The sequence below is a fragment of the Dictyobacter sp. Z7_2 genome, from assembly GCF_057551105.1.
On record NZ_BAAJPE010000002.1, the window covers coordinates 5,338,059 to 5,359,029 of the forward strand.

Consider the following 20,971-nt stretch of genomic DNA (forward strand, 5'->3'; position numbering starts at 1 on the left):
CTACTCATCGTCTAGATCCTTTTCTGTAGTGTCGTGTCCAGTAATGGTGAGGAAGACTTCGTCAAGTGTTGGTTTCTGAACGCTCATCTCGCTGAGGTGAATGCCAGCACTTCGGAGGGCAACCAGCACATCGGTGACTTTGTCAGCATTGGCCATTGGCGCACTCAAGCTCCCTATCTGTGCCATGCTGGTCGCTTTAACTCCGAGATGGGCCTCGATAATCTGTTGTGCCTGCGAGATCTGAAAGTCGTCCTGTATGCGTACCTGTAATGCTGCCGTGCCAATTGACCTCTTCAGATCATCTGGCGTTCCCTCGGCGACCACCTTGCCTTTGTCGATCACCGCAATGCGGTCAGCAAGCTGGTCAGCTTCATCAAGATATTGTGTTGTCAGGAGGACGGTTGAGCCAGTCTCGACCAAACGGCGAATAGTCGACCACATCTGCGCGCGAGTGCGTGGATCAAGGCCGGTGGTGGGCTCATCCAGAAAAAGTAGCGGCGGCTGCGCAATGAGGCTGACTGCAAGATCAAGCCGACGACGCATGCCGCCGGAAAACTTCGCGAGGGGTCGTTTCGCCGCTTCGGTCAGATCAAACATCTCTAAGAGTTCTGCCGCTTTTTGCTTCGCCTCAGATCTTGTCAGGCCGAGCAGCCGCGAGAAGATCACAAGATTTTCGGTTGCGGAAAGCGCTTCATCGACTGAGGCATATTGACCGGTTACGCCAATAAGCTGGCGCACGATCTGCGGCTCTTTCCCAATGTCGTGTCCAAAGATGGTGGCTGTGCCCCCGTCGGGTCGTAGCAAAGTTGCCAACATGTTAATCGTCGTCGTCTTTCCAGCACCATTGGGGCCAAGCACACCGTAAATGCTGCCAGCAGGTACGTGCAGATCAAGGCTGTCAACGGCGCGATTCTCGCCGAAGACTTTGACCAGTCCGCGAGCGTCAACGGCAAGTTCCGGAGTCTGTTGCATTGCCATATTGTTTCTATCCTTTAAATTTTTTATAGCGTCATTGTATTCTTTTTGTATTCTTATTCGCTTTTTGTATTTTATTTCCCCTGTTGCTGCCCTACACTGGCCAAAACTTTGGGGGCGGAGCGTGATCAAGAGCGTTTTTTCTCCCGTCAAAAGAAATGTTATGGAATAGGTTTGTCTAGAAGTCCTTCCTTTCTCATCTTAACGATATATCTTTATTAAAGAATACCGATATATCGTTAAGATGTCAAGTCCGAATTTGGGCTTTCTCACAGTCGATACTAAAGCTCAGGAAAATCTGCTGAGACAGCCATAGCGAGCCTGTATGATTTCTGCTCCCTTTTCCATTGGCAGTCGTTCATTATCTGGCGTGCTCGCAAGCAGGAGTCCAGTCTTCTTTGACGGGATCCCAATGACTGTGATGGAAGGCCACGGTGGCTGTCTGCCAATCGACCGTACAGCTGGGAGTCATAGCCAACGACATCGGGTGGATCGAGCAGGAGCTCCAGGGAGAGGACGGGAACGGAGCCCTGCTGAGAAGGAAAGATGGTGAGGCCCACCAAACCTCGCCACGGATGGTTTACACATCCTGGCAGTAACGATGACGGATACCTCTGAACATTTTTAGGAAGAGATAACCCGAATTATCTCCGCTCGTAGGACTTCTTGAAACAGCCTGCTATGGGGTGCTAAAAGTGGAGTTGCACAAGCAAGAGATTTAACTTGGGTTTTCCTCATTCACTTTCCCTAATCCCCAATCTTCTCCTGATCCTAATTGTAGTTTCATTATGACACCATCGTTCTCAATAGAGGTATTGAGTGATGTTGGGGGAACTACAAACACAGCCCTCGGTTCTTCAGGGTTCGTATCTTCTGGATACCTAATGACAACTTTTTGTACACGAAAGGCTTCAATCACTGCATCCCTGTCCATATTCTCCTCTAGCACAACAAGTATGATTTGTTGGACAAAGGGGTCTTTCTCTTGTATGAGAGCAGTGATAAGTGGGTGGATCGCTACTTGTTCACCGATATCACCTAACGCTCTAACTGTCCACCATCTTACATCTCTCTCCTTATCTCCCAACATAGTAATGAGTTGTTGGACCGCAGAAGTGTCGCCAATTTCTCCCAATGCACGAGCAGCATTCCATCTCACATACGTATTTCTGTCTCCCAAAGCTCTAATGAGAGAGGCGGTAGCCATAGTACTCCCTATTTTTCCTAGAGCATCAGCCGCTGCCCCCTTTTTCTTCCCTCCTCGTCGTCAAGAGCTGCAACGAGTAGTGGAATAATTGCCGGATCGTCCAGTTTGCTGAGTGCTTCACTCGCGCTACGGTACACGGCGAGATCTTTATCATTGAGTGCTATGGTTACAAAAAGTGAGGTCATGGTTGGGCCACTCAATTGACTTAATGCATCGACGGCTAGATGCCTCACTCTTCCATGCTCATCCTCCAAAGCGAGTTTGGTAAGCACTGGAATAGCCGCAAGATCGCCAATCTTCTCCAAAGAGTCAACGGCTACCTGCCTTACTCTGGGATCTTCATCTCCTTTAGCTATAGCTGTAATAAACTCGATGCGCTGGGGAGTTGAAAGGACTTCCATAGCCTGGACAATTTTTATTCGTGTTTCTACGTCTACCTGAGAAAAAGCCGCGTTGAAGCCAGCAATAATGCGTGATCGCCAGAGGATCTTTTCTTCTTCAGTCATGGCATCTTGTATCACAGCCTGAACCAATCGATGGATCGAGAGGAGATGTTCAACATCATTACGTTGAATGAGAGAATAGGTGCGAAGAGCTGCAATTGCTTCATTGAAGGCCAAAACATTGTTCGTAAGTGTTTGAAGAGAGGGACCAAGTTGTGTTCCTCCCTTCAAAAAGAGATCGTCTAGGATAGCGTCGGGTTGAAGGAAGGCACATACGCGTAAGAGATCAGCAGCAGCCGAATTGGTTTGCTCAATTTTCTGGAACGAGAGAAACCAAGTCGTTGCAACCGAGTCAGGATGATCATCCTTATTTACCAGTTCTCCACGATTTTCAAGCAAGGTCTTTCTAGATTGTCGATAAAGGTTCGCATAAGTAGTCAGTCCACATTGTGTCTCCTCGATATAGGCACCGGCCTGATCAAGGGCAAGGGGTAATCCTCCCATCTCGTGAACCAAATCGCGTGCTATCACATCATCTCGATGCTCCGCCTGCTCCAGCAGAGCATCGGGAGATAATATGCCTGAACGCCGTAAAAGAAAGAGAGTCGCAATATCGTCTGGAAGGATATCAACTTCTATGCGGCGAGCAAGCTTGCCAAGACTTGCAGCACGAGTTGTCAACAATACATGCCCTTTGAATTTGGTGGGAAGGAAGGTTGAGGAGAGTTCTAACTTTTGCGCCTCATCGGCATTATCGAGAATGAGCAACCAGTCTTTGTTCGCATAGAGCCAGCGTTTAACATTCTCAACGATCTTTGTTTGATCTCCATTGACAGGTGGAGGTAGGTGAAGGAGTTCAGCAATTTCCATAAAAGAAGCGGTCAAGGTCTCTTTAGTATTAGCGCGAGTCCAAAGAACAGCCTCATATATCTTGTGATAACGATGAGCATATTCAAGAGCAATCTGAGTTTTGCCGATACCTCCAAGGCCACTGATGGCCTGCGGCTGAGATAATGCAAGAGTTTGATCCGTCTGTAATTGGGCACGAACATGCGAGAGCAGTTCCTCGCGCCCGATAAAGAAAGGGTTGGGTGGAAGAGGAATATTCCAGATAGGAGGTAGAGTTGCACTCGAGACACTAGCAGGGAGGAGAGATAGACCTTCGACCAGACGACGAATACTTGTGACAACATCGGTCCATCCGGCATCCTGGCTCTCCCAGAGCACAATGGGCTTCCCGCTAGGTGGAAGACATTGGAACTCAGCAAAGGGAGAACTCTTCCAGTCACAAGGGCGAATAATGATTGGAACGACGCGTGCTTCACCAGCTTCATGTCGAGCCATCGCGCGTTTCATTTCAACTTGGTAGCAGTAGTCAGAGGCTAGAAAGTTAGCACTTATCAACAGAAGGATGATCGATGCTTGCTCTAATCGCTGATCAATCGTCTCAGTCCAGTTGGTACCAGGGACAATCTGTCGCTTATACCAAGTCAAGATCAGCCCTTGCCGTTTGAGCAAACTCAAATGCTTCAAGAGTTTCTCCAGCAGTAGCTCATCTTCTTGAGCATAGGAAAGAAAGATGCTGGCTGCATTCTGATGTGTTGTCATCGTAAAAATACTCAGCTCCTAATCTTCGAGTAGTGGGGGTTGAAAATATATATGTCCTTTTTTTCGTCCTCGTTTGCGGGGAGCATAATCCGGGAGGCGTTTGGCGAGATGCCACATGGTTTGATCCAGTTCCCAAAGTCGGCCTTGCAAGGAATGGTAAGGGGTCTCGAAACGCTTGGCTTCAGGAATTGCTTTGATGTGCTTTTTATCTGATTGATACCGAACGGTATATTGTGCCAGAGGCGTCTCCTCATATTCCACAGTGAGTGCATCGCCATGAAGCCAGATCACAGCAGGACGGCGAGGCAATGCTTCTTCCCCGTAGAGTTTCCAACGTCGAAAATGGGCGTAGCCGAACCGATCTAATCGCCTGAGATAGCGCATCGCATAGAAAATGCGGTGTAATTGTTCAGGGGTGCGCAGTTTGCCAGTCTCTTGGCCGAGTACTTCCGCAGGACTCAGGCGGTTGTCATCACGTTTGCGATGTGCCCAATGCGGTTGGGCATTGTAATCAGTCATAAAACGCTCATGTGCCAACTTGGCACCCTGCCAACTCGTCACCTGCTCAAAATGCACCTGACTCATACGTCTCATCACGTTAAAATGGGTCTCGACGAGATTTTCCCAGCTTTGACGTTTGTGGATGTATTCTTTCTCGATCTCCAATGCCTCGCAAATCGCTAGCAGTTGCTTTGCCCGAAAGACCCCGCCATTATCGGTAATGAGCTTTTTCGGTGCGCCAAATTGCTCGACCGCAGCATAGAGCACAATCAAGACACAGGAGAGATCCTGGCTTTGAAAAATATCACTGGAGAGAATAGCCCGCGAAAATGCATCCATGACGGTGATGACATAAAACGAGCCTTTGATCTCAGGAATGCGATGTTTTTCGATGTAGCGGATATCTAGACACCATCTTTCGTGCCGCTCAGTGGCTTTGAAAGGATGAGGTTTCGGCTGGTGTGGTTCTTTCGGTGGTGGCTTGATCGCATAGAGCCGCCGATTCTCAGCCATAATACGCCCGCAGGTCCGTGGCGATACAGAAATGCCCATCTGTTTGAGGGCAGCATACATTCTCCACTCGCCCAGCAGAGGATTCTCTTCCTGCTTTTTGCGAATCAGGTTGCGTGTTGGTAAATCGACGCTTGGCTTACTGGTATTGGCGTGAGACTTATCAGGAAGACCCTGCACGCCTTCCTGGACCCATCGCTTCAGAAGCTCGTAAATGGTTGGACGCGACACGTCCAAATAGCGAGCAATCGTCGAAATACTCCAGCCCTGGGCATGCAAGCGAATCACGGCATGACGACGCTCCTCCGGCTTAGGGATCTCCTCATACCGCGGGAATTGCCGACCAGTGCGTGAAGGGGATGGGCCATCTGCTAAGACGGCCTTGACTGTGTGATGAGAGGGACGACGCCCGGCGAACTGGATAGCGCAAATGGCAGCAATCTCACCATCAGTAAAATCGGGATACTCGGTCTTGAGATCCACAATCAGTTGACGCATCGCGACGGGGAGTGATCGATGATGATCTTCTCGCTGCGCTTTGGTGGGCCGGAAGAGGCTGACCACGCCATGTGTGTCAAAAGCATCAGCCGCTCGACCCAAGCTCCTTTCCGCCAGCCCAGTTTCTTGTGCTCGTTCTGCTGGCGGGATGCCAAACAAAGTGATGGGGCGAATTCCTTCATACAAGCGTTGCTCTGGGGTCCGACACCATTGCTGAATCAAATGATAGTTGTCGGTTCGCTCTCTCCGCTCCCGCTTGGCCTTTGGCATGACTGCCTCCCCTCATGGAGACAAAGGAGCCGAGATCTACGGGCATCCCTTGCCATCGTGACTCTCCTTACAGCCATGCTACTGGATACACACCTCCAACGACAATGGTTGGCTCGGAAAATAGGAAGATTCTCCTACAAAGGGTTGTAGTGGGCATCGGTCAACGTCACTGCCAGGATGTGTAAACCATCCGTGGCGAGGTTTCTTCTGCATAGGGGTAACATCATCTCAAGTAATGAAAAATAGTATAAATTATGATGAAAAACCTACGCTAGAAAGAAAGATCTCTAGCGTAGGTTTTCTCGAAGATTGTCCTTTGGACGACCCTCATGTCTGAGGCTTCATCTTTTCTCCCATTCCAGGTAATAATCCCCCCCAATAAATCTTCACATTTCCATGCGGGAGACCCATCTGGGGGTGGAAGTGACCCGCAAAGATAGAGAGACAAAAGATGGTTAGCTCATCGGTTGATCGTTTGCCTGCTCAAACGAGATCGGACTGACATAGGCTAACGTAGAATGAAGCCGAATTGAGTTGTAAAAACATTCTAAGTACTCAAAAACCGCTTGACGTGCTTGTCGCCGTGTTTGAAAAGAGGATCGGTAGATACACTCTTTCTTCAGTGTTGCAAAGAAAGACTCCATCGCAGCGTTATCCCATGCGTTCCCGGTCCGACTCATACTCACCTGAATTCCTTCCCCGGCCAAACACGCTTGATAGCCCAGGCTGGTATATTCGCTGCCCCGATCTGAATGATGTAACAGTGGAAAACAGTCACTTTCAGGCTGCCGCCGAGCTAAGGCCATGCGGAGTGCCATCGTCACCAGCGCCTCGTCCTCAGTAGCGGCCATCGCCCAGCCCACAACCCGACGTGCGAACAGATCAAGGACGACCGCGAGATAGAGCCATCCTTCCTGTGTCGAGATCATGGTGCAATCGGTGACCCACTTCGTATTGGGTGCCGATGCATTGAAATCACGATCCAACAGATTGGGTGCAAAGCGGGCCGTTGGATCGCTCGCGGTGCCCATGGGACGACGAGACCGCTTAGGCAAGGCTGAAAGACCCAACGATTGCATCAAGCGCACCACCCGTTTGCGTCCACAATGAATCCCCTGTGTGGCGAGCAGCGCATGAATACGTGGGCTCCCATAGACCTGGCGATGCTCGAGAAAGAGTTGTTGAATCAAGGCGGAAAGTTTGGCATCTTCTCGCTCGTGCGTGCTGGCCGGACGGGTTTCCCAGGCATAATAGCCACTTTCTGAGACGTCCAATGTTCGACATAACACGCGAATAGAGTAGTCCTGACGGTGATCCGCAATAAACTGATACGTCAGATCTGGTGTCGTGAGAAGATGCCGATAGCTTTTTTTAAGATGTCACGCTCCTGTCGAAGGACATCAACTTCTCGCTTGAGTTGTCGATTCTCCTCTTCTAATGGAGGAAGATGCCCACTTCCAGGAAATGCTTGTTCTCCTCGTTCGATGAACTGTTTGCACCAATTGCTGAGCGTGCTGTCTGCAATACCCAGGTCTCTGGCAATTTGCGCTTGCGATTTCTGGCTCGATTGCAAGAGCTGCACTGCTTCCAGCTTGAATTCTTTCGTAAACGTGCGTATCATTTTTGCCATGTTCTTGACCCTCCTCTTGGAGTCTTTCTCCAAGTTTACCATATCCATCCTAGCGGGTCAAGTCCAGGGACAGTTACCACAAACACCCAAAAAAGAGTATCCGCTCCTCAAGAGGCAGGGATCACATGTATACCGTTATCATATATGCTCTTTTTATCTTGCATAAAATGCATTCATTCCTGCAATCTTTCCTTGGGACATCCTCCACATTTCCTTTAAAATAGTCTCAGCATCCGCAATCACATCCTCCGTTTCCTGAAGAGTAAAAGGCTTCCAACCACTCACATCTCCTGACTGATGCTGGCCTCTATCCTCTCGTAACGCCCGCTCGTTCACACGTCTTCCTACTTCTAGAGAAAGCGCATAGACGAGAAAAGGATCGTTCTTCCCTGCATCCAAAAGCGCATCGACAGCAGCAGGTTCAAAAGCATCACCAGAAACAGGACGAGCTCCCCAGGGTGTGAGATATTGCCCAAATCCCCCAATCAGAAAAAGGCACACCTGCTGTCCTTGCATTAACCGATCAAGCACGCCAGATTCATTCAGCAAATGTTGCTTTACTTGTTCTCGTTGCTCCGGCGTCCGACGGCGATCTGCGTCAAATGCCATCTCTACTACCTCATCCATCTCAAAAGGCCAACCATTCATCTCCCCTGCATGTATTTCAATCACCTTCATATATATTCTCCTTTCTCGTTCATCACGACAAAATACCTTTACTATAGTATGCCCCAAACCGCAAATAGAATACATAAAACCTCTGCATATCGATAAAAATAATTATTTCCGTTGAGAAAGAACTGTTGGGGCTTCCATCACTCGTGAATGCGTGCACCTGTAAATCAAATGAGTACCTGGTTTATCACACTTAAAAATGAGAAACAGTCTGTTTGCTAGAGATGTCTCCCTCTACTCCATTCAAAATGGTTGTTAACATGCCTCTCACGTTTATACAAGTACTCAGATTATCTATTCTTGGTTTTTCTTGGTTTATTAATATAATTATAGATAAAAGGAGTTTATAAATGACCTGTATTGTTGCTCTTGTTTCAAAGGAAGTTATCTATTTTGCAGCCGATTCATTTGTAGGGCAGTCACCAGACGGTTATTATTCTCAAGCAAATCAAACGGTTCGTAAAGAACCAAAAATTTGGATGAAGGATGGCATGATTTTTGGCGGAAATGGAAATACGCGCATGCTTCAAATTTTGCATTATCTACATGAAACACCGCTTTATACGAATAAGCAAACGAAAGTAGAGTATCTTGTCAAAGAATTTATTCCATCCTTGCAAGCATGTTTTTCAAAGAACAAATACCCAATCGATAGGCTGGACGGAGGTATTTTATTAGCCATTGAGAGAGATCTCTTTACTATCGGAAATCGCTTTGAGGTGTGCGATACAGCTAATTTCTATGAAACTATTGGTCGAGGCGGAACTGTTCCGATGGGGTCTTTGCACACAACAGAGCAATTGGAATTGCCACCACTCCAACGGCTCTATCTGGCTTTAGCATCAGGGCAGCATAGTACCTGTGTCGTTGAGCCACCCTATATCTATATCACAAGCGAAATGTCAGAGCCTCAGTTTCTTGAAGAACCACAACTTTCCCCAAGGAAAAGGAGTGAACTATGTCGTGTATTGTAGCACTTGTTGAAAATAATCTTGTCTATATTGCTGGTGACTCACTTGCCGTCAATATGGAAGGGTTTGGTTATTCCAACGTTTCTCAGGCAGTTCAAAAGGCGTCGAAAGTATGGGTGAAGGATGGCATGATTTTTGGGGGACACGGCGATGAACGAATGCTCCAACTTTTACGACATGAACATGAAACACCACCTTATCCCACTAATCAGGATAAAGTTAAATATCTTGTCTCTACATTTATTCCATCCTTGCAAAAATGTTTTTTACAGCACGAGTATCGTAGCGATGAAGCTGATGGTGAGATCCTTCTATCCATTGAAGACCAGCTTTTTATCATCGGTTCTGAATTTCAGGTGTACCATCTAGCCTGGATATACTCTGCTATTGGTCAAGGAGCTCCCATTGCAGAGGGGTCTCTCCATACTACAGAGCTGTTGACCCTCCCTCCCCTTGCGAGACTTTACCTTGCGCTTCTCGCGGCAGAACGACATACAGACGTTGTAGGCAGGCCATTCATGTACATTACCAATGCAATGAAAGAACCGGCCACCTTAGACGAAAGTGTAATACAACGTATATAAAGGATCTAGCAAAGTGAGCAGAGGAATCTCATACGTATCGTACGAGATTCCTCTGCTCTTTTTCATTCACAGTATCCAAAACATAGAACATATCGGCTATACGCCTAGCGCTTAGATAGCAAGCCATCTGGGCCAAAGGGTGTCGAGAATACTTTTCTCCCACTATTACAGGTGCCATTGATAAAGGAGCACAATCTGAGCAGCGAACTGGATTAGATTTGCATACATATGAGGCGCATTATATCAGCCAAACATCATTGTAGAAAAAAATAAGATGATCTGGAGTACATGTGGCAACACTTTACAGATTTTCAGGAAAAACAAGCACCATATTGCATATACAGCTCTTTATGCGCAACATGCTGCTCCCATCACATCCACATGAGCACGGGTCTCACCGTGCGAACCTCCTCCGGAGTCATGTGCTATGCGACCACCAACCAAGTTTCGGGAGGAAGAAAAACACTGATTCTGTGACAGAATTCTATCAGCTTCATACCTTTTGAACTAGATTACCGCGCTATACTTAATTACAGAGAAATGTTATTCACGCTTCTAGGAGAAAAGAGAAGCCCTCTTTTCTTCAACGACCCAATATGACAAATGAGCTATTTCTATTCTACACAATCGTTGTTATTTACACTTTTCTCTTCTGATATCCCAGATATGAAGTGGTTTGCTCAAGCAGTTTTGTGCCAGCGATCATATTGGAAGGCAAATGCTTACATCGGAGGGCAAAATCCGCTCACTTGGGAGGGCATTTACCAACAAGAAAGGATTGTGTGGACCACTATTCTCAATGCGAATAGTGGTCCACACAATCCTTTCTGTTATTTTTTTCGCCGCATTTCTAGAGCATTCAGCTGTGACGGACACGATCTCACATCGAATACGTTAGAAAGTTTCGCTCTTATCAGGCGAGAAAAATTCCGATGCCCATACTCCTTAGAGGAAAACAAAGGATGAACACGTTGTATTTGTTTCTCCGTATCGGTTACAGCTATCCAGATTTTTTTTCCATAGGTAAGGATGTTATAAGCAGAAACCACTTCCATTTCAAGCGAAAGCACTGTATCGACTGAATCGATACAAGTGTTTTCTGTCGACGGCTTCTCATCACATGTCAAGCATGCATCTGGCTGATCAAGGATCACAAAACGATGACAGGCCTCTTTCAAAGCTGGTACCGTTTTCATCATCCCAACACCAACAACAGTACACCCAAGACTTTGTATATGTGCCACAACAGGAGTATAGTCACTGTCTGTCACGGCTAAGCAAAACAACCGAATACCATATTGATAAAGACCCTCCAGAATATCGATAACGAGAGCAATATCCGTCGCATTTTTACCAGGCTTCGGTTGATGATGATCACGTCGTTCTAACCGATATGGAAGGAGCAACCGTTGCCATCCTTGCATTGTTGGCAGATTCCAATTCCCAAAGATCCGTGGAACAAACAATGGTCCCAGTGTCTTCGCTTCTGAAAGTATTACATCGATATATTTCGATGAAATGCCATCCCCATCCACTAGGACACTGACATGTGTAGAACAAGCGTCTCCATCAAAAAAAGGACGCCACTCTCGTCCTCCTTGAGTTTGTACCATGATCAAAATGCCTCCTTTCTTATCACCTCCTCTCATTGTTTTGTATCGACCATCTTTCCTATCAACTTGAGAAAGTAAGCTCATAATATCTCCGTTTAGAAACCAGGTAGCTTCTGTACTCGTCTCTACACAGCTACTCCAGTAGAAGTACTTCCCCACATTCCACATCATAAGCTATTGACAGGAAAAAGCAGTCCCATTTTTATTACAAATATATACTAAAATAGAACAGTTACGATAATTATTATATGAGAGAGGATAGTTCAATGGAGCATCAAAGACAACTACCTGATCAAGGCCGTCAATGGGAAATAGCTATATGGATCGATACAGAAGCAGCAGGATCGCCTATAATACTCTATGAAAAAAGCTTTTCCTCTCTGAAACGAGCATTAACTGACTACCTTCGTGAAAACGAGCCGAAAAAATCTATTCATTGCATAGGTGCCACCTACATCTACTCCGATGGCACGACGACATGGAAAACGCATGAATTGAACGAACAGAGAGAAAAGACATATAATGCAGGGTGGTATCAACGTAACAGTAGCGTATATTCCACCTTTACATTTATAGGATCTTTTCGTCAGGTAATTGAGCTCTTGTGGGCACATCCTCAAGCCGTTAAAAAAGGACCTGATTATCAAGACCGCACCCTCTATGAGGGTGTATTCCAACTATCAAAGATACAAAAGACAACCAAGCTTCAAGACATTTCATTGATAAATAGAGCACTGAGTCAGGGGTGGCATCTCCTTAAGATTGATGAAGAAAATCGCTATCATCTTGGCCATGAAGATCCAGATGCGATATGACTTGCTATCCACTATCCAACATGATAAAACAAAAAAGTGGGCAATCAGAGTATTGTATTCTATACGCCAAAATAGAAGGAGAACTGGGATGTAACAAGTCAGCTCTTTCCACCTTTGAGCCATTTCCTACGTCCTGAACCAACTCATTCTGCCAGCCAAATCTTTCCTTTAATTTATCCAGATAAAATGATTATTCACGCCTTCCTTTCCTATCTAAAGGAGGGTCATTTTAAATATTAAAAAGGCCTTCTATTCTACAGTGCACATCATCATTGACTGCCTAACATTTCCATATGAAATCCCCAGAGAGAGACAGTTTCCCTCAAAAGAATGAAATAACGTTTAATCACATTCACATATCAAGTGCTTCACACTCGTGTTGAGTTCACCTCTTCTTTCGGATACGGCTCATATCAAACACACTCAAAGAGATTCATGCATTTGTGATAATGCATGTACAGATTGAATGCGTTCCTGTTCAAGTCGCAAGGTATAATGTTGCAAAAAGGCATACAGCTCTTGTTCTTCGAACGTCAAACCAGGAAGTGTCTTGAAAGTCGTTTTTGTGCCCGGAATTGAGAAGGCAGCAAAATCATTGTATGTTACTGTATCCATACAAAGCGCGCGAACATGGGAAAAGTGAGAGCGAAAGGAGGAAAGGATTTCAAATCCTTGTGCATCAAGGTCCCCCCAATACCAAAGCACACAGGTAGAGAGCCAGGGAAGATGATGAAGCAAGCCTGCTTTGTAGCCTTCACCCCAAATGACAATAGTGTTGGGCAAAAAAGGAAGAGATAAAAACGAACGCTTGTTTTCTACCACCACAACTTGACATGGCTTGACTGGAAGGTGTACCAAAGAAGAAAGCGGCAACGAAAAGCGTTCAAACGGCCAGTTAATTTGATCTTGCCAGCAACGATCTAAAATGCGGCAGTGTACGTCTGGTTCGTCGACTATCAATCCATAGCGCCGTTCAAAGCACGACGCTGTTCTGATAATAGCATTTGCAGGCAAAATGGTCTCAAACAATGATCGGAGAATACTCCGATGTCGCTCGATAAATTTCGTCGAACAGGGAAGCGGAATATCCCGCATCTGAAGACCAGGTAGAGGGTTCGTGAGAAAAAATTGGCACACAAGCAACAACGTTGGCCAATCTGCTTCGTTGGCGATCACCTTTTTGGGGTGGCACAGTACCCAGGAAGTTAACTCAGGAATGGTCTCACAAATTGTTTTTGTCGCTTCGTGTAACTGCGTAAACTCCTCTTGTACATTTAGATAGGCGATTAGTTCATCACGCGTTTCAAATACAATCCTAACAGGCGTCGTTTGCCTTCCCAGGTACTGTCTCTTTATTACTTTTGTCTCAAGAGTGTACCCAAATCCCAGTTGGTCTCTGGCACCACTGCATAATTGTTCGAGAGCTGGTGCATACAGTGCATAGGTATCAGGGAGTGACCCGACAGGAATAATCAGCGGCTGATAGGGCTCTCCAGCTGCCCAACAAGAGCAATACTTTTCATACCATCTCTTGGCCCTGTGATAAATCTGTTGTGGTGTGATCATAAATTTCTCCGTCGCTCTGTTGAATGACGTCTTTTATTTTCTTAATCGACACACAACTAATTGTGGTATCATTCCCTTCATTATTAGAGCGGAACCACCAACAGACCTCCAGATAGTGTTCTAATATATGCAGGTTCGCCAGCGGCGTTATCAAAAGAAATTGAAGGTCGAACGTGCGAAAGAGAGTCAGCGCATAATGAATATTATCTGGATCGAACCCTTCAAACGCTTCATCAATCAGGATAAAACGGAAGGAGCGATGGGGGTGCTGCTCATTACTGATGTTATATTGATAAGCGAGTGCGACTACCTGAACCGTAATGGTTATTTTCGCTTTCTGCCCTCCGGAAATCCCTGAAGAGTCAGCATGGATTTTTTGAACGTCATGAGTAGTATTCTCATATTCTATGCCCCAAAAATCAAACCAGTTGCGAACATCGGTCACTTTTGCTTTCCACGTACTATGTTCATTGAGGTATGCCAGCAGTGATTGGATGGCAAAGTAACTTTTTTCTAAACGTTGATCCATTTCCTCAGGATACATATCCGGAAAACAGGAGCGCAGCGCCGTTTGAAAAGACCGAATGTCACTATCTGTGGTATCATCCAAACCTAATTGAATATAACTTGTTTCTGTATATGCCACTTTTCGTAACAATGAATTCAGTATGTGTATTTCCTCACGAATAGTCTTTTCTTGCTGTTTTAAAATTTCAAAAAATAATCCCATACTCCCAGCAACTTGCTCTCTGAGCATTTTTTCAAAACGGTCTCGGCATCGCGGAAGGCCCTCCCGACAAATAGTGGTATATACCTGCTCATATCCCTCCAGAGACGCCATAGAACTATCCAGGTTCTGGACAATACCAGGGCTCACCTCTTTTAGCTTACGCATTGCCTCCTCAATCTTATCAACTGAGGTATCAATATCCTTCTCAAGAGAAAGACAGCGTCTATCATACCACGATCGCAGTCGCTCCTCGACCACAGCGATATTCTCAAGCGAAACAAATTCCTGTGCTAACTGCTGCTCGATATCAGATATGATCTGCTCCTCGCGTGGATATGGCCATGTGTTAACCTCTTGCTGAAGCGCCTTTGATAACGTCTCATTGGTACTGATTTCATCGCGTATACGATCACAGCGCCGAGTGGACTCATTCACCTGCTTACGCAGCTTACTTTCTTGCTCTTGACACCGGGTAATGGCATCCTGTTTTTCCTGAAGCGTGGTTTCCTGCCTCAGTATTTCGCGAATCTCAGCCTCCAAGGTGTCAATACGTTGTTGTTCAACCTTCCAATCAATGAAATCAAAAGGCTGCTCGATAAGATGATGAAGGGCTGTTTGTGTTATTTCATCTTGCTCCAGTGTGTGCTGGAGTGTTGCCAATCGTAGGGCCAGTGATTGCAAAAGGTCCTCCCGCACCTGGAGATCACGTTGAAGAACCATAATTTTTTCATTATTCCTCCACCCAAAAATATAGGCGTTGCGATAACCAAGTGGCACCGTTTCGTCTTTTTCATGAGCATTATCATTATATTTTATCTGCCCTTGCCTCGTCACAGCTCGCGATGCGCATTGGAATTGTTCGAGTGTTTGGCAACAAACATAATCGCAGAGCACAGGTAAGCACGCCTGTAACCAATCGGTAAAGGGAGTATCTAACTTCACTTCAAGTTTCTGATACAGATAACTTGCCGCTATGTGCGGTTTGAGCACATGAGAGGGTGAAGAACTCATACGATGATACAGGCAATCCATGAAAAGCATCGTGTTTTCAACATAGGCATTGACTTTCGTGTAATAGTGCTCCGGTATAATCAAGGTGCGCCCCAGGGTGTGCAGACATCGTTCCATCACTGGTTCCCAGTCCTGCTCCGATGGGTCAATGCGCAAAAGCTCTCCAAAGAAGGGGATTTCATCCTGGGGAAGACCCAATGTCGCACATAAGCTCTGCCGTAGTGCGATATCTTTACTTGGAATCTGATTCTGACGCATCTTTAATGATTCAATTTCTATCTTCTGTTCATGGATCTCTTTCTTCAAATTTTGTTCCTGAAATAATATTTGCACCAGTTCGTCTTTATTCTCTTTCAGAGTAGCCTGCACTTTTTGCAAACACAAGGTCGCCTCATTTTTCGTGTGCTCAAAGGTTGCGCGATCTTGATAGCCCGAAAAACCATAATACTGTGCCTGCTGGCTGTAGTCTTCGGCCTGACGTTTCTTTTGCTCTAACATCGGAAGGAGCATATTACATTCAGTTTGTCGGCTTTGCACTTGAAGCTGATATGGGTCTGCCGCCAGACTCGCCAGGAGATGAGAAAGCTCTGTGCGTACTGCTTTTTCCTGCTTTTCAAACTGTTCAAGTTCATTCATTGCCTCTTTATAGCGAGGACGATCTCGATTAAGAATCACCATAAGGCAATCGTAATGGTGTTGTTTCATCACTGAGGAGAGAGCCAAGAGGCATTGTTTATAGAAGATGTACTGCACATGATCACGAGTATGTATCTTCGCCTGTTCAACGAGCGGGCCCAAGATGGCAAGCTGCATTTCGGCCTGCTTCATCTCTGCATGCACCAACGAGAGATCATTAAATTGTTCCTGCACGTGCTCCAATTTCAGAAAACTATTGCACTCATCCAACATGTGAGTACGAATAAAATCGTTGAGGCTCCCCACATCTTTTGTCCCCATAGTATGATTAAAGAGATCAAATGCCTTTAATGATCGCAATCCCAACAGAGAAGATACTCTGTGGATATAGTGAGGAAAATCATTATAAATCTCAATGTTCTGTTGCCTTAGATACTTGCGAAAATCGGCAATAGTTCCCTGGATTATAAAATGGGTTGTAATGGAAAGCAGTTTTGTTGCAACAGCATACAAGCGCTTGATCTCTCCATTATGAAACCAGAGGATCTGGGCGATCGTAACAGTCTGCGACGTTGTGACATCTGAAAAAGAGGCAAGGATCACCGTATAGGTATCTTTGTCCCGCAAATATTGGACTGGATACGTGCCCAAGCGTTCATGACGAGCTTTATTCCATGCTCCTCGCATGTAGCTTTCATCGGTCCGCTCCCCCTTAGGAGATTTCGCCCGGTTATAGTGCCGCCGCAATGGCGCAGTAAAGAGTGCCACAAACAGATCGGACGCTGTTGTTTTGCCAGATCCATTCCCCCCCACACCCATCCCGTTTTTCCCCTGAAGAAAACCAATCTGTACAGCAGAGCGGATAGTCCCCCAATTTGAGGCTTCAATTTTGTCCAGGCGAAAGCCAGGCAGATTATTCCTCGTCTGCTGGTTCATCGTCGAGTTCTGTGGCATCATCAATTAATCCTTTCTTCTGACATTCAAGCAGAAGAGTATCGAGAAAATCAGGAGTGAAGCGAGCTTTGAGAAAACGGCGCACTTCATAATATTGCATCGGCATGGGTTCATTTTTGACCATAGAGAGAAAACCCAGTTTACACAAACGTGCAATAGCAGCATCGATACGACGAATAGTTTTCGCGCTGTGCTGTTCTTGTAAAGGCAGATACAGAAGAAGCATATCTCGTACTTGAGTCTTGGTCATAATCAGCTTTCCAGCATCAAGTTTTTGGACCTCATGTTGAAATAATTCACAACGAAGTAGTGCCCCCAAGAGCGTTTCGTACCAATTGAGCTGATCATGCCTCTGGAGACGGGGGAGAGGAAGTAGCAAACCAGATTCATCCTCACAATTTGGTTGATCCAGATACGCAAACCCATCATCTTCATATACACAGAGTAGAATACCAATGCATCCAAAATACTCACGAATGGCCTCTTGATATAGGTGCAGCAGCCTCCAGGTGCCTCCATCAGTGTTCTCAAGTGAAGAGTGGAGAAGTTTCAGCGCTGCTGGCGCGTACGGCTCGATATTCATATGTCGTTCTCCTGTTGTGTTTCTATTTCCTGGGGACGCTGATATGTAATGAGAGGCATATCAATCAGGCGCACGATAGTATCGCATGGAAAGGCAAATTGAAAGGCCGCCTGCTCACGTCGACGATCATCTACGATGTGAAACGTCCCTTTATCAGCAATATTTCCATACATGAAGACTTCTGCCAACCCTTGTGTGAGTGGAAACTGGGCAAACAGCGTTGCCAATGTGACGGATGGCGCACATGCTAACATTGAGTCAATGCGTTCCAACAAAAGTTCTTCATCAAGGAAAAGTTGTTCGGAAAAAATTTGATGTATTTCTTCTTCTGAAATGGTCATCGGCTCACCTTGGTTCGGGAGTTGCCGAAAAGCAGTGACCTCGTCTACTGGCTGCCATGGTTGCACACTTTCAGGAATTCCTACATTGATAACAAGCGAGCCGGGAAGAGACACGCATGTTTCGGTCAGCGCAAACGTTTTTTCAGGGTCGTTGAGATGGTACATCGCCTGTTGTAATTGACTCAAAATTGTTCCCAGGCGAATATTCTCTTTGATTGCTTGATCATTGAGAATATGTAATAATTGATCGGCCAGGCAATTAATCGAGAGGATAATTTTTTCACCATGTGTTACCAGGGACAGAGGCAGGGTAGAGAGAAGCTCGCGATCAGCCTGACTGGGTATCAGCTGCTCAACAGACAGCACCTGTTGGAGTAGAGTGCGCAATGTATCCATCTGTGCGGGTGATGTGAGAAAAGACCAAAATGCATAAAAGCTTTTCCCTTCATCGGTCTCCTTTAATGCATCGTTTCCATCCAACACCTGCATAACCAGATCCCCCTTAGGTGTTTCTGAAAGGATATACTTCTGTGAAATTGTATGCGCAAGCGTGTGAAACTGTTTCTCAACAAGCAAAAAATCGCCGAGCAACGTTCGTGTCGTCTCACAGGTGTTGCGAAAACGTTCACGCAATTGCGTCTGCGTCAATTGCATCTCTATTTTTCCAGTCTGCCGAATCTGATCAATCTGCTCCTGAAGGGTATCGCGTTCCCGCTCAAGCCGAGCTAAACGCGTCGGTACATCTTCAAAAACTTCATGCACAATTTCTTCTAACCATTGCACAATACTTAAAAGTCGTGATCCAGTTCCAATAAATGTTGGAGCTGTTAACGTCTCCATCCAATTGAGCACCTGAATTGTACCAGCGGTCAATTCAACAACGCTTTGATCATTGGGAGGAACAAGAAGGACCCGGATGATGCGATGCTCGTCATTATCCCAGAGAGTAAGATACTCTCGTGCTCGCCGAAACGTTTGCGTTGGTTCATCTCGGTGACGTAAGAGCACATATTCATCCAACCGATCAAGAAACTCATCCACCGGAACTGAGACGCGAGACGGATGCTTAAAAATCGATAAGAGAAAATGAATAATAAGCGGCGCATTATCAGCTTTTATGAGCTTCATACTCGAAGCTGACCCAAACTCGTAAACAAGTTGATCATAATTTATCATTCATCCCTCCAAAGACGGGGTGTTTCTTTGTATCCATCAACAAAAAGTATGCCATCCTGTTTTTACTATTGAATAATGAGGCCAGTTGCTATTCACAGTACCTGCCACAAGTATCATGCGAGTTCATGACATTTTACGTTAGCAACTGGCCTCATTATTCAATAGTAAAAACACCATCAGCTCTTCCTCGTTTTCAGTACGCTATACTACATATAAAGGTCATATAAAACGTCAACAATCGATATAGAAGAGATACGACAGGCGAAAAAAAGACAAGGAAGAGACAGAAGGCCCCCACTATATACTGGCCATTGAAGGAGGATGAATTTAGAGTACTGGAAATATCCGTTGGCAACGACGAAGGTGTGTAAACAAAGAAAGATGGCTATTCCATGCCCTCGAATCGCTATCTTCTTCCATACCAAGAATCCGATCCCCGCATGGGGGATTACGTAACAAATGATCTTCAATTCCTCCACGAGCAACCAGAAAACAGGCAAAACGATGACGAGAAAGCATCACACATAAACGACCAATATCGGTATGAAAACCATCAATTTCTAGGCGGCCAGAGAGAGGATGGAGAGCAATAATGAGTGAACGTTCCAACCCTTGAAAGCAATCTGCCGTCTCAATCAATATGGATGGATGAGCGACCAGGCCTTTGCGCAACGCCCCCACCTGGGAACGATGGGTACACACAATACCAATCATATCATCCTCCAATGGAAAGGCCGTTCCATCTTCCTCAAAGAGAAGCACAGAGCGCATGTACAATGTAGACACTAACGTGATGACTGCTTGAATTAATTGCTCATCGTGCTCACCGATGAGAAGTGGTGAAAGTTCGCAGAGCAACAAGCTCGCCCCTTGCTCTGCCTGGTCTATCACTTTATCAAAACAGGTTCCCTTCCCCGAAGAACAGGTCTGAAATTGCCGGGCACCAGATTGCAATGCCGAGGTGAATGGCAATGTTGGATACAGGGTTGGTTGGAGAAATGAAACCGTATCAGGAACAAGTCGCCTACTCGTTGGAAGCGTCAGGGTCTTCAATGAAGGATAACGAGCAACGAGTGCCTGGGGACATGGGACATGAGGGCCGGCGAGATTATCTTTCCAGCGCTGAATCGACCCTCGAATAATCGGCGCAATTTGCCCAGGATCACCAACAAGAAGCAGGTGATGCGCAAAATCAGCAATGGTCTGAAAACGATACTCGGCTAATTGATAGGCTTCATCAATAATTTGGAGGCTAAATGGCCCACATACATGAGGATCAACCCAACACCAACGAGCAGCATTGGCAATGACGATACAGGGATTGGGCGAAATTTGCAACGGGTCGCTGATAGGAATGATATTCAGCAACGAAAACAAGTGTGAAGGGAATGGGCACCGCGAACGTAGCAGGAGAAATATGTGATTCTGAGAAGATCCAGTCGCAAGACGGCGAGCCAGATCATAGGCCTGTTCATTTGTTTGTGTTGTAATCATCACACGTCCTGCTTGCCGTTGCTCTAATGCAGCAACCTCTTGCACCAGGGTCGTTTTTCCAGCACCAGGAGGAGATTGAATAAGAAGCGCTCGTTCGGAGACAAAGTGCTGTTTCACCATTGAAACGAATGAACCATTCATTTGCGCTGGCGTTACAAGCGGAATCACTTTTTTCATCAT

Annotated in this window: 16 protein-coding genes and 1 pseudogene; 4 read left to right on the plus strand and 13 right to left on the minus strand. The window is 46.0% G+C overall.

What is annotated here, in order from left to right; all coding sequences use genetic code 11:
- A complete protein-coding gene (locus AC27N8_RS35825) occupies positions 1 to 978 on the minus strand; it encodes an ATP-binding cassette domain-containing protein (RefSeq protein WP_487074636.1) in 978 nt (325 codons plus the stop codon).
- Between the two features lie 431 nt (positions 979 to 1,409).
- Between AC27N8_RS35825 and AC27N8_RS35830 the strand changes: the two genes are divergently transcribed.
- Positions 1,410 to 1,574, plus strand: coding sequence for a hypothetical protein (locus AC27N8_RS35830; RefSeq protein ID WP_487074638.1), 165 nt, complete (start codon positions 1,410 to 1,412; stop codon positions 1,572 to 1,574).
- Positions 1,575 to 1,693: 119 nt separating this feature from the next.
- On the opposite strand, the gene AC27N8_RS35835 is transcribed toward AC27N8_RS35830, so the two are convergent.
- The 5 genes from AC27N8_RS35835 to AC27N8_RS35855 form a co-directional block, all read right to left on the minus strand.
- Positions 1,694 to 2,194, minus strand: coding sequence for a HEAT repeat domain-containing protein (locus AC27N8_RS35835; protein ID WP_487074830.1), 501 nt, complete (start codon positions 2,192 to 2,194; stop codon positions 1,694 to 1,696).
- Positions 2,195 to 2,199: 5 nt separating this feature from the next.
- Positions 2,200 to 4,233, minus strand: a complete 2,034-nt coding sequence (locus AC27N8_RS35840) for a HEAT repeat domain-containing protein (protein ID WP_487074640.1) — start codon at positions 4,231 to 4,233, stop codon at positions 2,200 to 2,202.
- A gap of 18 nt (positions 4,234 to 4,251) precedes the next feature.
- Complete coding sequence (locus tag AC27N8_RS35845) at positions 4,252 to 6,012, minus strand: helix-turn-helix domain-containing protein (protein WP_487074642.1); 1,761 nt, start codon at positions 6,010 to 6,012, stop codon at positions 4,252 to 4,254.
- A gap of 455 nt (positions 6,013 to 6,467) precedes the next feature.
- Positions 6,468 to 7,642, minus strand: a protein-coding gene (locus tag AC27N8_RS35850) for an IS3 family transposase (protein WP_487063828.1) whose coding sequence is annotated in 2 segments (ribosomal slippage) — positions 6,468 to 7,367 and positions 7,370 to 7,642 — 1,173 coding nt in all. Because the reading frame shifts where the segments join, the coding sequence is not laid out codon by codon here.
- A gap of 153 nt (positions 7,643 to 7,795) precedes the next feature.
- Entirely contained in the window at positions 7,796 to 8,320 is a 525-nt protein-coding gene (locus AC27N8_RS35855) for a hypothetical protein (RefSeq protein WP_487074644.1), read from the minus strand.
- 347 nt (positions 8,321 to 8,667) lie between these two features.
- On the opposite strand from AC27N8_RS35855, the gene AC27N8_RS35860 reads away from it, so the two are divergent.
- Together AC27N8_RS35860 and AC27N8_RS35865 are read left to right on the plus strand one after the other, a co-directional pair.
- The gene (locus tag AC27N8_RS35860) at positions 8,668 to 9,291 is read left to right on the plus strand and encodes a hypothetical protein (protein ID WP_487074646.1); all 624 of its coding nucleotides are present in this window, start codon (positions 8,668 to 8,670) and stop codon (positions 9,289 to 9,291) included.
- Positions 9,276 to 9,872: a hypothetical protein gene (locus tag AC27N8_RS35865; protein ID WP_487074648.1), complete on the plus strand. Its 597-nt coding sequence runs from the start codon at positions 9,276 to 9,278 to the stop codon at positions 9,870 to 9,872. Before AC27N8_RS35860 ends, AC27N8_RS35865 begins: the two co-directional genes overlap by 16 nt.
- Before the next feature lie 830 nt (positions 9,873 to 10,702).
- On the opposite strand, the gene AC27N8_RS35870 is transcribed toward AC27N8_RS35865, so the two are convergent.
- Positions 10,703 to 11,485 carry an NYN domain-containing protein gene (locus AC27N8_RS35870; protein WP_487074650.1) on the minus strand — a complete coding sequence of 261 codons (783 nt, stop codon included), beginning with the start codon at positions 11,483 to 11,485 and terminating at the stop codon, positions 10,703 to 10,705.
- Between the two features lie 266 nt (positions 11,486 to 11,751).
- Between AC27N8_RS35870 and AC27N8_RS35875 the strand changes: the two genes are divergently transcribed.
- Positions 11,752 to 12,300 carry a hypothetical protein gene (locus AC27N8_RS35875; protein WP_487074652.1) on the plus strand — a complete coding sequence of 183 codons (549 nt, stop codon included), beginning with the start codon at positions 11,752 to 11,754 and terminating at the stop codon, positions 12,298 to 12,300.
- A 423-nt stretch (positions 12,301 to 12,723) separates the two neighbouring features.
- Here AC27N8_RS35875 and AC27N8_RS35880 read toward each other — a convergent pair whose 3' ends face one another.
- The 6 genes and pseudogenes from AC27N8_RS35880 to AC27N8_RS35905 all read right to left on the minus strand — a co-directional run bounded on the left by AC27N8_RS35880 (position 12,724) and on the right by AC27N8_RS35905 (position 20,971).
- Positions 12,724 to 13,866: a Wadjet anti-phage system protein JetD domain-containing protein gene (locus tag AC27N8_RS35880; protein ID WP_487074654.1), complete on the minus strand. Its 1,143-nt coding sequence runs from the start codon at positions 13,864 to 13,866 to the stop codon at positions 12,724 to 12,726.
- Positions 13,820 to 16,756 (minus strand): ATP-binding protein, encoded by a 2,937-nt coding sequence (locus AC27N8_RS35885; protein WP_487074832.1) that lies wholly within the window; start codon positions 16,754 to 16,756, stop codon positions 13,820 to 13,822. Before AC27N8_RS35885 ends, AC27N8_RS35880 begins: the two co-directional genes overlap by 47 nt.
- Positions 16,757 to 16,978: 222 nt before the next feature.
- Positions 16,979 to 17,200, minus strand: a pseudogene (locus tag AC27N8_RS35890) (ATP-binding protein); the annotation flags it as partial.
- Positions 17,157 to 17,780, minus strand: a complete 624-nt coding sequence (locus tag AC27N8_RS35895) for a DUF4194 domain-containing protein (protein ID WP_487074656.1) — start codon at positions 17,778 to 17,780, stop codon at positions 17,157 to 17,159. The pseudogene AC27N8_RS35890 and the gene AC27N8_RS35895, both read right to left, overlap by 44 nt.
- Positions 17,777 to 19,297 (minus strand): DUF3375 family protein, encoded by a 1,521-nt coding sequence (locus AC27N8_RS35900; protein WP_487074658.1) that lies wholly within the window; start codon positions 19,295 to 19,297, stop codon positions 17,777 to 17,779. Before AC27N8_RS35900 ends, AC27N8_RS35895 begins: the two co-directional genes overlap by 4 nt.
- Positions 19,298 to 19,624: 327 nt before the next feature.
- Positions 19,625 to 20,971 (minus strand): AAA family ATPase, encoded by a 1,347-nt coding sequence (locus AC27N8_RS35905; RefSeq protein ID WP_487074660.1) that lies wholly within the window; start codon positions 20,969 to 20,971, stop codon positions 19,625 to 19,627.